This window comes from Flavobacterium sp. YO64 (assembly GCF_004119505.1).
Classification (GTDB): Bacteria; Bacteroidota; Bacteroidia; order Flavobacteriales; family Flavobacteriaceae; genus Flavobacterium; species Flavobacterium oncorhynchi.
The window spans coordinates 16,679-31,649 of the sequence record NZ_NRQV01000040.1 but is presented as its reverse complement, the minus strand read 5'-3'; the positions used below and the strand labels follow the sequence as shown (position 1 = coordinate 31,649).

Below are 14,971 nucleotides of genomic sequence, written 5' to 3'. Positions count from 1 at the left end.
ATCAAGGTCAAACCGTTACAATTATTAGAATAAAAAAGAAAAGATACTCATTAATACTCAGCCGAATGGAAGAGCTGTATTTACTTTTTTTAAAGACATACTCAATTATAATCAAGTAAAAAAAATATTAGCACAATAGAGATTAAGAACAACAAAATATTATTCTTATAAAGAAGTATTTATCTTAAAAAGAACAATTCAATTTGATACTTTTGCCCACCTATAAGCTTTCAGATTTTCAATAAATCTAAAAAAACAACAATCTAAAAATTGAATACATGTTTGTCAGAATTGTAAAAATGAGTTTTCACGAAGATAAAATCTCTGATTTTCTAGAGAATTTTGAATCTGTTAAAGACAAAATACGCAATGCAGAAGGAAATCGCTTTTTAGAATTGTATCAAGATAAAAACGATAAATGCATTTTTTTTACTTATAGTTATTGGGAAACCGAAAGCGATTTAGAAAATTATCGACAATCTGAACTTTTTAGCAGCGTTTGGACTTTTACAAAAAAACTATTCAATGCCAAACCAGAAGCTTGGAGTGTCGACAAAATTGTGACTTTAGTTTAAATTCGATTTTCAATTTTAAACTTACAATAATTTAAAAAAAAAGAATGGTTTTTCAAGTACTATTTTCTATCTTGAAACCTGAAAATATATTATAATTCAAGAGTATAAAAATGAAGATATTCTCTAATAAAAGAGAATACAAAGCAAATAAATTAATCTTTTTTTAAATCCTTTTTTAAGCTTTAAAAAACGAATTATTTGATTTTTATTTTTTATTCATTGACCATTGAGATCTAAGAATGTACGCAATATTAGACATAGAAACTACTGGAGGCCAGTTTAATGAAGAAGGAATTACTGAAATTGCCATCTATAAATTTGATGGTCATGAAGTTGTCGATCAATTCATTAGCCTAATTAATCCCGAAATTCCAATTCAGCCATTTGTGGTTAAATTAACTGGAATCAATAATGCTATGTTACAATCAGCTCCAAAATTTTTTGAAGTTGCCAAGCGAATCATCGAAATAACTTCAGACTGTATTATTGTCGCTCACAATGCATCATTTGATTATCGCATTTTACGCACAGAATTTAGACGTCTGGGTTATGACTTTCAAGCAAAAACACTTTGTACCGTTGAACTTGCAAAAAAATTAATTCCAGAACAGCCTTCATACAGTTTAGGAAAACTAGTGCGCGCTCTTGGAATTCCAATGGCAGACAGACATCGCGCCAGCGGAGACGCAATGGCAACTACAAAGCTGTTTAAAATGCTTTTAGAAAAAGACTTAGAAAAAACAATTGTAAAAGATTTTATAAAGCTGGAAGTAGAAAAAGGAATTGCACCAAAGTTTCTAGATCTATTAAACCAAATGCCTGCTAAAACTGGAGTATATTATATTTACAACGAAAGCGGGACTTTAATATACATTGGCAAAAGTCAAAACATAAAGAAAAGAATCAATCAGCATTTTACAGGAATCACAACAAAAAGTAAAAAAATTCAAGCTGAAGTTTTTACTATTACATACGATGAAACCGGAAGTGAATTAATCGCTCTTTTAAAAGAAAGCGAAGAAATAAAAATAAACAGACCGCGATACAATCGTGCTCAGCGCAAAACAATTTTTCAATACGCCTTATATTCTGAGAAAGATTCTAATGGTTATATTAATTTAAAAATTGAAAAAACGGACGGTCGTAAACGAGAAATCACCTCATTTGTTACCCTGCAAGAAGCTAAAAATGCTCTTTTTAGATTTACCGAAAAATATCATCTATGTCAAAAACTGACAGGACTTTATCAAACAAAAAAAGAATGTTTTCAATATAAAATAAAGCAGTGCGATGGGGCTTGTATTGGCGAAATTACCCCAGAAGTTTACAATGCCCGAGTGCAGCAGTTTATCTCTGAAAATAGTTTTGAGAATAAAAGCATGATTTTAAAAGACAGAGGCCGAAATGTAAATGAAAGAAGTGCAGTTTTAATCGAAAATGGCATCTACAAAGGTTATGCATATTACGATCTAAACTATCAAATTACGAATATCGAAATTCTAAAGAATATTTTAATACCAATGCAGCACAATCGAGATGTAAAAAATATTATACAGAACTACATCCGTAAAAATAAAAATCTCAAAATTCTGCATTTTTAACGCTCGAAACTATCATTAGCTTCGCTGATATGAAAAACAAAAAAACGAACTACGAAATATTCAGAGAACGAATAAAAATCATTCTATACGGTACTAATACCATATTAGGACGAATGTTCGATTTGGTTTTATTGGGATTGATATTATTAAGTGTTCTTCTTATTATGCTTGATACCGTTGAAGGAATCAGCCAAAAATACCATAACCAGCTGCTTATTTGCGAATGGATTATTACTGTGTTTTTCACAATAGAATATATCTTAAGAATCATCTCCATTCAAAAACCAGTTAAATATGTATTCAGCTTTTACGGAGTAATTGATTTACTTGCCGTTTTACCCATGTATTTATCTATATTTTTTCCTGGAGCAAGTGTTTTATCCGTTGTCAGAGCACTGCGTTTTTTCCGATTATTCAAGATACTGCATATTCCCCAAATCTCTCATCAATCGGCACAGCTTAAAGACGCAATAGAAGCCAGCAAAGAGAAAATTTTAGTTTTCATCTATTTTGTACTTATCAGCACCGTAATCATTGGTACAATTATGTATTTGGTAGAAGGCAAAGAATCAGGATTTACAAGTATTCCGATGGGAATTTACTGGACAATCGTAACCCTGACAACAGTTGGTTACGGCGATATTTCGCCACAATCTCCTTTAGGACAGTTTATTGCTGCATTTGTAATGATTTTAGGTTACGGAATCATTGCCGTACCAACAGGAATTGTGACTGCAGAATTTGCAAAAAGCAGTCTAAAAAGCAGCTCGGTAAATACGAAAAAAACATGTAAAAAATGTCAATCACAAGTTCACTTCGATAACGCCAAATATTGTTACGAATGTGGAACTCAATTGCCAAATAGTTAAATTTAAGAAGCTGATCCGGCTGTACATTGCAACTCCTCCTTATCTTTGTTGTTTTTTAAAGGTATAAAAAGAGCTTCTAAAGTCGCTTTTTTATCCCAAAAAAAACGAACAAACATAAGTCCGGGGTTTTCATTTCTATCCGGGCTAAAAATAATATGAAATACCTAATTACCATTGTCGGGCCAACAGCAATAGGCAAAACAGCCTTAAGCATTGCTTTGGCACAACATTTCAAATGCGAAATCGTTTCTTGCGACAGCCGTCAGTTTTTCAAAGAAATGACAATTGGAACTGCAGTACCTAATCAAGAAGAATTAAATTCTGCCCAGCATCATTTCATTCAAAATAAATCTATTTTCGAAAATTACACCGTAGGCGATTACGAAAAAGAAGCTTTAGCCAAAATTGAAGAACTATTTCAAACCAATGATTTTGTCATTCTTATTGGCGGTTCAGGCCTGTATGTTGATGCCATTTTAAAAGGTTTCGATGAATTTCCTGAAATCGATCCTCAAGTTCGTTCTCAAGTAAATTCTAACTATGAAAAACTTGGAATTGAATATCTTCAAGAGCAACTGAAAAATTTAGATCCCGAATATTATCAAAAAATAACGGTAGAAAACCCGCAAACACTACAAAATCCACAGCGAATGATGCGTTTTGTAGAAGTTTGTATTGGAGCCCAAAAACCCTATTCATCATTTCTAAATCAAAAGAAAAACAATAGAGACTTCACCCCTGTTTTAATTGGTTTAGATGCAGACAGAGAAGTTATTTACAACCGAATCAACCAGCGTGTTGATATTATGATGAATGAAGGTTTACTTGAAGAAGCAAAAGGACTGTATCCTAATAAAGCGTTAAATGCACTTCAAACGGTCGGTTATAGAGAATTATTTAGTTATTTTGATGGAGAATTCACTTTGCCTTTTGCCATAGATGAAATCAAAAAAAATACACGAAGATTTTCCAAAAGACAATTAACGTGGTTCAAACGAAATGAAAACACAAAATGGTTTGATTACGCAACAGATAGAAAAGAAATTACAACTTACATAGAAAATATTCTAAAATAAAAGTCTTTTTTCTTTCATCTTTCTTCTATTCTCAAAAAGAAAAATCTAAACTCAACAATCTAAAATTAAAAAATGCCAATATCTCCAAATTTTACATCCGTATTAAGTAAAGACTGGGAAATCAATTTTACACAATGTACGCCAACAGGTTTCTTAAAATATACCGATTTGTGTAATATTTTACAATTAACCGCTGCCGCACATTCAGAAGTTGGAGGAATCAGCTTTTATGATATGCAGGAATTTCACCAAGCTTGGGTTTTAAGCCGAATGCGCGTTGAAGTTCACGCTTTACCCAAATGGCAAGACGTTGTAACCGTAAAAACATGGATTAATAGCCTAGAAAATTCACGCTCTGTTCGTGCTTTAGAAATGTATGTAAACGGAAAGAAAATTGTAGGCTGCGAGACTTATTGGGCCGTTTTTAATACACAATTACGCCGTCCGGAAGCTTTAGCGTTACCTTACGAACATTTCGAATTATTCCCTGAAAATAGAGCAACTGAGGAAGGCTTTTCTAAAATAAACATCAATCACGAAAAAGAAGCTGTTTTTGAAAAAATAGTTTACTTATCTGATTTAGACATTGTAAACCACGTAAACAACGTAAAATATCTTGAATGGTGTCTCGATCATGTTGACCCAAAAAGAATTATGAAGCAGGAAGTAAAAAGCTTCGAAATGAATTTCATGAAAGAACTTTCATTAAAAGATAATGTTGTAATTCATGAAAGCGAAGACGACGATCATACTACAGCAACATTCAGCATTACGAAAGGCGACAAAACCTGTTTTGCTTTGGAATTACATTGGAAGTAAAACAAGTTTATAAATAAGTTTTCTTTCCTCTCTATTTTCCTATAATATTGTCATTTCGACGGAGGAGAAATGACAAACTTTATCTAAAAAACAAAAAAACGATGCAATATGCATCGTTTTTTCATCAAAATCATTTCGATTTCTCTTTAGATTTCTTTTTATAATTCTTATTCTTCTTTAACAAATCTATTTTACCTTGAATTCTTTTCTCTACTTCACTAATATCAGAATCAAAAGCAAACTGTAAACTGCATAATTTTGCATTTTTAATTTCTTTTAATGCTTTTTCAAATTCCTGCTGCGCTTCGAAAAGAATTGCTTTCTTCACATAAATATCAGATTTATTAATTCCTTTTATCGTCAAAGCAAAATCGATTAACTTTTGAGCTTCTTCATAATCTTCATTTAAAATTAAAGTCTGCAAATAATGCGGATACACTTCAAACGCATAAATATTAATAGCCAGAGCTTCCTGAAAATACAATTTTGCATCTTCGTAATTCATTAACTGCTCAGCCTGAATTCTTCCGTACAAACACAAAACCATAGTATTTTTTGCATTATAAGAAAAAGCATAATCCAAAGATTCAATTGTTTCCTCAAGCGAATACGGATAGTTATCCAAAGCCTGAAAAAGATATTTATCTATTGTTTTCATTATGTAAATCGTTTTTTAATTTCTGACGAGTTGCTTTATAGGTTTTCTCTATTTTATTCTTTTTAAAATCACTTCCGGTAAAAACTCTAATAGGATTCCCGCGCTGAATATTCAGCTGATTTTCCCATTGCTTTCCAACGTGATTTTTAAGTTGAGTTAGTTTTTCGTCTTCTAATTTTTTTAATAATCTTTCTGTTGCTAGTTTTTTGTTTTGGTGCTGCGAACGGCTGTCCATTGCCACAACTGCAATTCCTGTTGGAATATGTGTTGCACGAATTGCCGAACTCACTTTGTTCACATGCTGACCTCCTGCTCCAGAACTACGCATTGCCTGATAATGAATATCATTTTCTGAAAATGACACATTTTTTTGCGATTCGATTTCAAAAATCCCAATAAACCAGTTTTTGCGCTTGTGCATTTTTCTAAACTGACTTTGACCAATCCACTGAATCGTACCAAGCCAAGAGTTCACAAAACTGTCTGCATTTTTACCTTTTACAGCAATAGAAGCTGTTTCGACCGTTCCATTTTCCTCACCTGTTTCCCTTTGAAGTAAAACAACATCTAATTGCTGATCTTGTGCTTCTTCTAATACTTTTTTAAGCACTTGGGCAGCAACCCAAGTGCATTCTGCAGGTCCTCGACCCGCTGTTATTTGAATTATTCTTTCCATTTTCTTAAAATTTTAAGCAGTTTCTCTCTGTTTTTTGCTGCTTTTACAAATTGTGGTAAACGAGAAACTAAACTTGAAGTAACATTCATTTTTGAATTGCGTTCTCTTAAATCAGCTTGAATGTATCTTTCTAAATAATCAATATGATCTTGATTATAAGCCCAGAAAATACTATCATTGACTTCTTTTTGAAACCACAGTGGTAAATTATACCAACATTCTTTTACCAAACCATCATCATGCTTTGGTTCCTTTCGAGCTCTATAAACCTTTGTTTTCCAATCCTCTTGAAAATTACAATGCGGACATTTGGTTTTATACATTAACGGTTTTTCCTTTAATGGTTGAGACTTATATTCAAATTTTTCAAAGCAATTATTACAATACTCTTTCCCATATGCCACATATTGATAAATAGGTTCATCCATTTTGTAAAAGCAATGTTTACACTCAAAAATCATTGTTATGCATTTACCACATTCACAATCTTTCTTTGGTACGCTCCTTACAATGGCCCTAGATTCACATTTTGGGCATTTTACAAAAATCTCATTGTAAAAATTCCCTAACCATTTATTTTCATCTTGAAATCTTTCCATAATCTACTTTTTAACGATCCATTCTAACAATCTTCGGCGTAAAAGTTCCTAAAACTTCAACCAAATCGGTTTGATTTGCCATCACTTTTGTAATGTCTTTGTATGCCATTGGCGCTTCGTCAATATTTCCTCCAATCAACGTTACATCATTGGCTTTCAAAACCTTTTTAATTTCACTTTGCGTAAATGTACTTTTACATTTCGCTCTTGAAAACAAACGTCCGGCACCATGCGAAGCAGAATTTAAACTTTCGGCATTTCCCTTTCCTTTTACAATGTAGCCGGGCGCAGTCATTGAACCAGGAATAATTCCCAACTGACCTTCTGCCGCAGGAGTTGCACCTTTTCTATGCACAATGCATTCCTGACCATTTACCATTTCTTTCCAAGCAAAATTGTGGTGATTTTCAATCGTTACCACTACTCTTTTTCCAATTGCTTTGGCAATTCGTCTGTGAATATCATCGTGACAAGCTTTTGCATATTCTCCTGCTAAATTCATCGCCAGCCAATATTCCTGACCATCATGCGTATTTAAATCTAACCAAGCTAAATGCTGTACATTTTTAGGTAACGGACATTGTTTTGTTGCCAAATATGTGTAATGCTTCGCTATATTTGCACCTAAACCCCGAGAACCACTGTGCGAAAGAACAGCAAAATATTCGCCTTTATCAAGCTTCCATTCGTTCTCTGGATTTTCAATTTTAGCGATTCCAAACTCTACAAAATGGTTTCCTCCGCCTGAACTTCCTAATTGTTTATAGGCTTTTGGCAAAAGATTCTTTAGTAACGGAATATCCTGAAATTCGCTTTTATAAAACACTTCATGATCAACTCTTGAAGCATGTGTTTCATACATCCCAAATTTTGTATTATCTTTTAAAATTGCCTCTAATTGATGTTCTTTTCCTTTGAAATGAGAGGCTGGCAAATCGAAAATTGAAAGACTCATTCGACATCCAATATCAACTCCAACTCCGTAAGGAATTACAGCATTATCTGTTGCTAAAACCCCGCCAATTGGTAATCCATATCCTGAATGTGCATCTGGCATTAATGCTCCAGCAACTGAAACTGGCAGTTTCAACGAATCATACAATTGAAATTTTGCCTGTTGGTCAATTTCATTTTCACCAAAAATGGTAAAAGGCGCTCTTGTTGTTTTAAGCTGATGCATTCTTACTTGAACTGGTTTTATTAAACCTTCAGCCACTTTACCCCAAGTTCCATTTCCTTCGTACTTTTCCGGATTTAACAAGACGTCTTTTGCTTCTGTTAGAATAGTTTCTTTTTTCTCTCTTTTTCTATATCTGTTTATCTGCCCTAAGGCTATATTTATTGAATTATTCTTTGGAAAACCTAATTTAATCAGGTCTTTTCCAGTTAATTTATTTCCCATAAATTATTTAATTATTTGTTGGACAAGCTCAAATCAAATCGAACGTAAAATGGTTCAAAATGAAATAAACATGCGAAATCTTTAATCCTTTCGGATAGTTGTTAAATTATTCTTTCGGGAAAATTTGAAGTGTCTAGAATAAAAAAAGCCCGAAACTAAATGTCTTCGGGCTTTTTTATATATCTAAAAATGTATTTCTAAGATTGAAATAAGCCACGAAGAGTCGCTGCACCAAATCTGTTTGGTGTGAAGCTTTGTGATGTTGATGTAAGTACAAACATTTTTCTTCGTTTTTAAAAGGGTTATTATTTTTTCGTCTGCAAATATTCAGAATTGTTTTTTGAATTTCCAAATTTATTTTAAAGAAAATTCTTTAAAATAAATATTTCTACTCTTTAATACTTAATAAAAAAAAGCTATCTATCTAACAATAAACACTTTAAATCCAACTCAAAATAATTAGTTTTTTGTCGATATTGCCAACTATTTAATCGTTGATGCGTAATGAATTATCGTAATACGTCTCTCAAGATTAAAACCCTCGTCAATATAAATTCTAATTTTAAAGCATAAAAAAAGCTCTGATTTCTCAGAGCTTCTATTTTTTCGGATGAATTTATTATTCAGATACTTTGCTTTTAACAACTAATCTGAAACCTTCTCCGTGAATATTCAAGATTTCTACATCTTCATCTGCTTTTAGATATTTTCTAAGCTTTGCGATGTAAACGTCCATACTTCTTGAAGTAAAGTAATTGTCGTCTCTCCAAATCTTAGTCAAAGCTAATTCTCTTGGCATTAAGTCATTTTCATGAAGAATTAACATTTTAAGTAATTCGTTCTCTTTTGGAGATAATTTTATTGGTTCTTCGTTTTCGAAAGTTAAAAATCTAAGTTTAGAATTAAGGTGGAATTTACCAATATTAAACTCAAATTGAACTTGTTCTGCTTTTGTATCAGCAGATTTTCTCTGAATAATTGCTTTGATTTTCATCAATAAAACTTCTGAATCAAAAGGCTTATTCAAATAATCGTCAGCACCAGCTTTGTATCCTTTTAACACATCCTCTTTCATAGATTTTGCTGTTAAGAAGATAATAGGCACTTCACTGTTTTTTTCTCTGATTTCTTTGGCTAAAGTGTAACCATCTTTATAAGGCATCATTACATCCAGAATGCATAAATCATATACATCTTTTTTGAATTTCTCGAAACCTTCCATACCGTTTTTAGCTAAAGTAACTTCAAAGTCATTTAACATTAGATAATCTTTAAGAACTGCCCCAAAATTAAGGTCATCTTCTACTAAAAGTATTCTTTTGTTATTATTTTCCATATTTTAATTTATTAATGGTATTTTTATTATAAAGGTGCTACCTTTTCCTTTTTCACTTTCAACATATACTTGACCATTATGGTCTTCTACAATTCTTTTTACGTAAGCAAGACCTAAACCATGTCCTTTTACGTTATGTAAATCTCCTGTATGTTCTCTGTAAAATTTCTCAAAAACTCTTTTCTGAGCAATTTTACTCATACCTAATCCATTGTCTTTTACTTTTATCAGAATCATGTCTTTAACATTCTCTGTAAAAATTTCAATTTCAGGAATATCTGGTGAATATTTTATCGCATTCTCTAAAATATTAACCAATACGTTTGTAAAATGTACCTCATTTATCAAACAAGTGGTTCTGGCCGCATTATAATGTCTTACAACAGTCCCTTTTCTATCTTCTAAAATTAAATTTACATGCTCAATTGCATCATCAATTATCTCAGTAATTACAGTTGGCTCTTTTGTAATATCTAATTCTCGCTTTTCAAGTTTAGAAATTCGCAATACATTCTCAACTTGTGCATGCATTCTTTTATTTTCATCCCGAATCATTTGAAGATAACGATAAACCTTTTCTTTATCTTCAATAATTTTTGGATTCCTAATTGCATCTAATGCTAAATTTATCGTTGCAATTGGAGTTTTAAACTCATGCGTCATATTATTTATAAAATCGGTTTTGATTTCAGAAATGTGTTTTTGACGCAGCAACTGATTTAATGCACTAGTATAAGCTATTATAATAATTAATGTAAAAACGATTGATAATATTGTAATGCTTAGCAATTCAGATAATAAAAATTTCTTTTTATGAGGAAATGTAACTGATAACTGATATTTACTATTTCCTTCGTTATCTGTAAAAATTGGAATACTATACGTTGCCTCTTTGTCGTAATGAAATCCATCGGATTTTATTTTAGTTGGAACGCCGCTGCTGTAAACTCCAAATTCAAATTTGGTTTTAACGCCGTATTCTTCTAATTCTTTCCTTAAGAGTTTATAGAGTTTATCTTTTGTAATTCTGCCATCAATTGGGGTTAATGACGCAATATCTTTATATTGAATTTGCTGTTGAACTTTATTAAGAATATCTAAACTACCTGATTTTTCAATCTTTAGATCAGGTATTAAACTCTGTCCTAAATTATTATTATCAATACCGTTATTATTGTTATAAACTTCAGTTACTCTTTTTGTACTAAAATTTTTAAATCGTTCACTGCTGAATTTTTTATTAAAAAGCGAACCGCTTATATCATAATCTTCAGAAGTTAATGTATTTGAGTAGATGATAGTTTTATTCGTCTTTGCATTCCTCTGAACATAAAAAACCTGCAATAAATCTTCTTTTTTTGGAATTTTTCCTGTACTGTCTTTAATGCGATTATATTTATCGTAAAAACTGTACTCTTCTTGCTGTTCAAGCTTATCGGCAACATTTCCGATTACTTGTGTAACGTGGTATTTAAACTGTTCTTCGTTATTTTTAAACGAAGAATTGAACCAAAATACCTGTACTAGAATTATCCCTATTAAGGACAAGCTCATCAATAAAACAAGTATTCTAAAAAATAATTTATTCATCGAAACAAAATTAATATTTTAACAATATACTAAATAATACATTAACCAAATATTAACATTTAAGACTGATTTTGTTTTATATTTAAAATTTTAAGAATTTTAACAACTTCTTCGTTAGCAATTTTAAGATTACTGTTATTAATAACAAAATTGCTCAAAGAAATTCGTTTTTCATCATTCCACTGCATTTCCATCCGGCTTAAAACCTGTTCTCTTGTAGTATTGTCGCGCTTTATTACTCTTTCAATACGTACTTCAATCGGAGCTGTTACAGTAACAATGTAATCACACTCTTTATATCTTCCACTTTCAAATAAAATAGCAGCCTCATAAACCACATATTGATCGTTTTTATGCTGCTGGAGCCAATTTTCAAAATCTTTTTTTACCGCTGGATGTACAATAGCATTTAGCTGTGCGAGCTTATCTGCATTATTAAATACGATTTCAGCAAGTTTTGATCTATTTAAAATATTGTTTTCAAAAAGAGTTTCGCCAAAAACACTTTTTATTTGATCGATAATTTCAATCGACTGCATTACTTTTTTGGCTTCATCATCGGCTATATAAACCGGCACACCTTTTTCTTTAAAAAAATTGGCAATTGTAGTTTTACCGCTTCCAATTCCGCCTGTTAAACCAATGACTTTAACCATGAATTATACTTTAAAAAACATACGAGGAAAAGCTTCTTGTGGTTTTCTCTTTAATAAACCAACTTTTATGAAAGACTCTAAAAAACCTCTTCCGTATCCGTAAAACTGTTTCCAAACTGCAATTACAGATAGATACCCAATTTTAATGCTTTTATTCTGAATAGTTGCTGTAAGAAAAATTATAACGAAATATACAAAATATAATTGTAATAAAATATCAATATTAAATATTAATAGTAAAAAAGCTAATAATAGACCCAATATAAATAATGTAGGAAACCAAAAAGTCACCTTTTTATGCTCTGGATACCAGCTGTTTAATATTGGGCGGGCTTTTCCGAATTTATTAACTTGTATCGAGAATTTCTCCCAATCGATTCTACGTTTATGATAAACATAGGCGTCAGGAAATAATCTGGTTTCAAATCCTAAATTCCACAAACGAATCGACAAATCTGGATCTTCCCCAGGATGAATATTACCAAATCCTTTAGAAGCTTCAAATGCTTTTTTCGAAATTCCCATATTAAAACTTCGCGGCTGAAACTTATTAATTTTTTCAGAACCACCTCGAATTCCGCCTGTTGTCAGGAAAGATGTCATCGCAAAATTGATTGCTTTTTGTATGTCTGAAAAACTATCTAATGCTTTATCTGGACCGCCAAAACAATCAACATAATCTTCATTTAAAGCTTTACGAACTTCGCTTAGGTAATTTGGAGGAATAATACAATCTGAATCGAATATGATAAAATAATCTCCTCTAGCCTTCTGCATTCCAAAATTTCTAGAATCACCCGGTCCGGAATTTTCTTTAAAATAGTATGATATATTTAATTTTCCTTGATAAGTCATTACAACATCTTTACAAGGAATTGTCGACCCGTCTTCAACAAGGACAATCTCAAAAGCTTCATTATAATCAGATTTTGAAAGACTTTCTAAAAGTTCATCTACTTCATCTGGACGATTATACACAGGTATAACTAAAGAAAAAATCATAATGGGAATGCGGTATTAAATTGTATATTTTAAACTTTAAAAATTTTAACAAAGATATGCTATATTCATAAAAAAACCATCAACTTTTGGTTGATGGTTTTTTACTTATGTTAATTTTTATTTATTTGATACTTTCAATATTAACTATCTCATTTGCTTCAGCTTTGTAGTCAACTCCAGCAAATTCGAATCCAAATAAATTTAAGAAATCATTTCTATAACCTGCTAAGTCTCCAATAGCTGGTAATGTTTCCGTCGTAGCTTCTTTCCAAAGTTCAGCAACTTTTGCCTGAACATCTTCACGCATTTCCCAATCGTCAATTCTAATTCTTCCTTTTTCGTCTGTTGGAACGTCAGAACCAGAATACAATCTATCTTGAAATAAACGCTGAATCTGCTCGATACAACCTTCGTGAATACCTTCTTCTTTCATAATTTTATAAAGAAGAGAAATATACAATGGAATAACTGGAATTGCAGAACTTGCTTGTGTAACTAATGCTTTGTTTACAGAAACATAAGCTTTTCCTCCAATAGATTTTAAACTATCTGTAATTGTAAATGCAGTCGCTTCTAAATGATCTTTTGCACGACCAATTGTACCTTTACGATAAACAGCTTCTGTAAGTTCAGGCCCAATATAAGAATAAGCAATTGTTGTAGCGCCGTCTGCCAATAAATTTTCATTTTTTAAAGCATCCATCCACATAGCCCAGTCTTCACCCCCCATAACTGCAACTGTATTTTCAATATCTTCCTCGTTTGCTGGAGCGATTGAAACTTCGGTTACATTTCCTGTATGAAAATCAACTGTTTTATTTGTAAAAGTTTGTCCAATAGGTTTTAAAACCGAACGGTGCAAAACTCCTGTATTAGGATTTGTACGCACTGGTGAAGCTAAACTATAAATTACAAGATCTACTTGTCCTAAATCAGCTTTAATTAAATCTAATGTTTCTCTTTTTATTTCGTTTGAAAAAGCATCTCCGTTGATACTTTTTGCATATAAACCTGCTTTATGAGCTTCTGTTTCAAATGCAGCAGAATTATACCAACCTGGAGAAGCTGTTTTTCCCTCAACAGGCGGTTTTTCAAAAAACACTCCAATTGTCGCAGCATCAGACCCAAAAGCACTTGTAATTCTTGAAGCTAATCCAAAACCTGTTGAAGCACCAATAACCAGTACTTTTTTTGCACCAGCGATTGCACCTTTTGATTTGATATATTCTATTTGATTTTTAACATTTTGTTCGGCTCCCTTTGGGTGGGCTGTCAAACAAATAAATCCTCTCATTCTAGGCTCTATAATCATACTTTTTTTATTTCAATTTTATTTAAACAATATACCCTCCTGAAAAACAAAATAATATATTCTATTTTATAATTTTTTCAATGTTTTCTCTAACAGTTAAAATGTCAATTTTTTTATCTTTACATTCAATCTTAACACCATCATATTGTATAATAAGTGTATTTAAGTCTTCGCATTCTCTTATAAAACTAAACTCTTTCTTTTCAACATTAAAAACAATACCTTTCAAAGTATTTAAGCTAGCCGCCAATGCACCTCCTGCCGCACCTGCATTATACGCAAAAGCCTTAGACCATGCATTTGCGAAAGGTCCTTCGAGATATAAAAACTTTCCGTCATTTAAAACTCTATGGTAAGAATTTGGATTATCAGCTGACATATTTCGATCTTCCTTTGAAGCAAACTTCATAAGATATCTTTGCTGTAAATAAAGATTACCATTGTAAACAATAGCGAAATAATCAGTGATTTTCACATTATTCTTCTTAAAGTAAAAGAAAGCCTGATCTACCTCTACATTTTTATCGATTGGTTTAGAACCAAAAATAGTATGCCTTTCTATAGCATCACCCATATTAATTGATGATTTCTCAATAAAATTATCATATGTTTTATATACACCTTGAGGAAAATCTTTTATTAAATAAGACTTAGCACCATTACTAACTATTTCGGTAGTTTCTCTTGAAGCAGTATCCTGTGCATTTATTTCGCTAATAAACAAGCAAAAAATAGATAAAACATATAATTTTTTAATCATATTTCTTCAGATTTTGATCTAGTTGTTAAGCAGGCAAATA

At 31.7% G+C, this 14,971-nt stretch carries 15 protein-coding genes; 5 read left to right on the top strand and 10 right to left on the bottom strand.

Annotation, left to right across the window (positions count from 1 at the left end; genetic code table 11):
- Nucleotides 1–278: 278 nt before the first annotated feature.
- The 5 genes from BOW57_RS18910 (at nucleotide 279) to BOW57_RS18890 (ending at nucleotide 4,940) form a co-directional block, all read left to right on the top strand.
- Nucleotides 279–575: a putative quinol monooxygenase gene (locus tag BOW57_RS18910; protein ID WP_129056538.1), complete on the top strand. Its 297-nt coding sequence runs from the start codon at nucleotides 279–281 to the stop codon at nucleotides 573–575.
- Between the two features lie 239 nt (nucleotides 576–814).
- Nucleotides 815–2,176, top strand: a complete 1,362-nt coding sequence (locus BOW57_RS18905; RefSeq protein ID WP_089055969.1) for an exonuclease domain-containing protein — start codon at nucleotides 815–817, stop codon at nucleotides 2,174–2,176.
- Between the two features lie 29 nt (nucleotides 2,177–2,205).
- A complete protein-coding gene (locus BOW57_RS18900; RefSeq protein WP_129056536.1) occupies nucleotides 2,206–3,045 on the top strand; it encodes an ion transporter in 840 nt (279 codons plus the stop codon).
- A gap of 155 nt (nucleotides 3,046–3,200) precedes the next feature.
- The gene (miaA, locus tag BOW57_RS18895; protein ID WP_129056534.1) at nucleotides 3,201–4,121 is read left to right on the top strand and encodes a tRNA (adenosine(37)-N6)-dimethylallyltransferase MiaA; all 921 of its coding nucleotides are present in this window, start codon (nucleotides 3,201–3,203) and stop codon (nucleotides 4,119–4,121) included.
- Nucleotides 4,122–4,193: 72 nt separating this feature from the next.
- Nucleotides 4,194–4,940, top strand: a complete 747-nt coding sequence (locus BOW57_RS18890; RefSeq protein ID WP_129024312.1) for an acyl-[acyl-carrier-protein] thioesterase — start codon at nucleotides 4,194–4,196, stop codon at nucleotides 4,938–4,940.
- A 130-nt stretch (nucleotides 4,941–5,070) separates the two neighbouring features.
- Here BOW57_RS18890 and BOW57_RS18885 read toward each other — a convergent pair whose 3' ends face one another.
- The 10 genes from BOW57_RS18885 to BOW57_RS18840 all read right to left on the bottom strand — a co-directional run bounded on the left by BOW57_RS18885 (nucleotide 5,071) and on the right by BOW57_RS18840 (nucleotide 14,931).
- Nucleotides 5,071–5,598, bottom strand: coding sequence for a hypothetical protein (locus tag BOW57_RS18885; protein WP_129056532.1), 528 nt, complete (start codon nucleotides 5,596–5,598; stop codon nucleotides 5,071–5,073).
- Nucleotides 5,582–6,274, bottom strand: coding sequence for a peptide chain release factor H (gene prfH / locus BOW57_RS18880; RefSeq protein ID WP_129056530.1), 693 nt, complete (start codon nucleotides 6,272–6,274; stop codon nucleotides 5,582–5,584). Before prfH ends, BOW57_RS18885 begins: the two co-directional genes overlap by 17 nt.
- On the bottom strand, nucleotides 6,262–6,873 hold the full coding sequence (locus BOW57_RS18875; RefSeq protein ID WP_129056528.1) for a hypothetical protein: 612 nt from the start codon (nucleotides 6,871–6,873) through the stop codon (nucleotides 6,262–6,264). Before BOW57_RS18875 ends, prfH begins: the two co-directional genes overlap by 13 nt.
- Nucleotides 6,874–6,883: 10 nt before the next feature.
- Nucleotides 6,884–8,275 carry an RtcB family protein gene (locus tag BOW57_RS18870; RefSeq protein ID WP_129056526.1) on the bottom strand — a complete coding sequence of 464 codons (1,392 nt, stop codon included), beginning with the start codon at nucleotides 8,273–8,275 and terminating at the stop codon, nucleotides 6,884–6,886.
- Between the two features lie 619 nt (nucleotides 8,276–8,894).
- Complete coding sequence (locus tag BOW57_RS18865; RefSeq protein WP_071637402.1) at nucleotides 8,895–9,611, bottom strand: response regulator transcription factor; 717 nt, start codon at nucleotides 9,609–9,611, stop codon at nucleotides 8,895–8,897.
- Between the two features lie 3 nt (nucleotides 9,612–9,614).
- On the bottom strand, nucleotides 9,615–11,201 hold the full coding sequence (locus BOW57_RS18860) for a sensor histidine kinase KdpD (protein WP_089055961.1): 1,587 nt from the start codon (nucleotides 11,199–11,201) through the stop codon (nucleotides 9,615–9,617).
- A gap of 59 nt (nucleotides 11,202–11,260) precedes the next feature.
- A complete protein-coding gene (gene coaE / locus BOW57_RS18855) occupies nucleotides 11,261–11,857 on the bottom strand; it encodes a dephospho-CoA kinase (protein ID WP_129056524.1) in 597 nt (198 codons plus the stop codon).
- Nucleotides 11,858–11,860: 3 nt separating this feature from the next.
- Nucleotides 11,861–12,859 carry a glycosyltransferase family 2 protein gene (locus tag BOW57_RS18850; protein ID WP_089055959.1) on the bottom strand — a complete coding sequence of 333 codons (999 nt, stop codon included), beginning with the start codon at nucleotides 12,857–12,859 and terminating at the stop codon, nucleotides 11,861–11,863.
- A gap of 121 nt (nucleotides 12,860–12,980) precedes the next feature.
- Entirely contained in the window at nucleotides 12,981–14,171 is a 1,191-nt protein-coding gene (gene fabV / locus BOW57_RS18845; RefSeq protein WP_129056522.1) for an enoyl-ACP reductase FabV, read from the bottom strand.
- Between the two features lie 61 nt (nucleotides 14,172–14,232).
- Complete coding sequence (locus BOW57_RS18840; protein ID WP_129056520.1) at nucleotides 14,233–14,931, bottom strand: hypothetical protein; 699 nt, start codon at nucleotides 14,929–14,931, stop codon at nucleotides 14,233–14,235.
- Nucleotides 14,932–14,971: the final 40 nt, after the last annotated feature.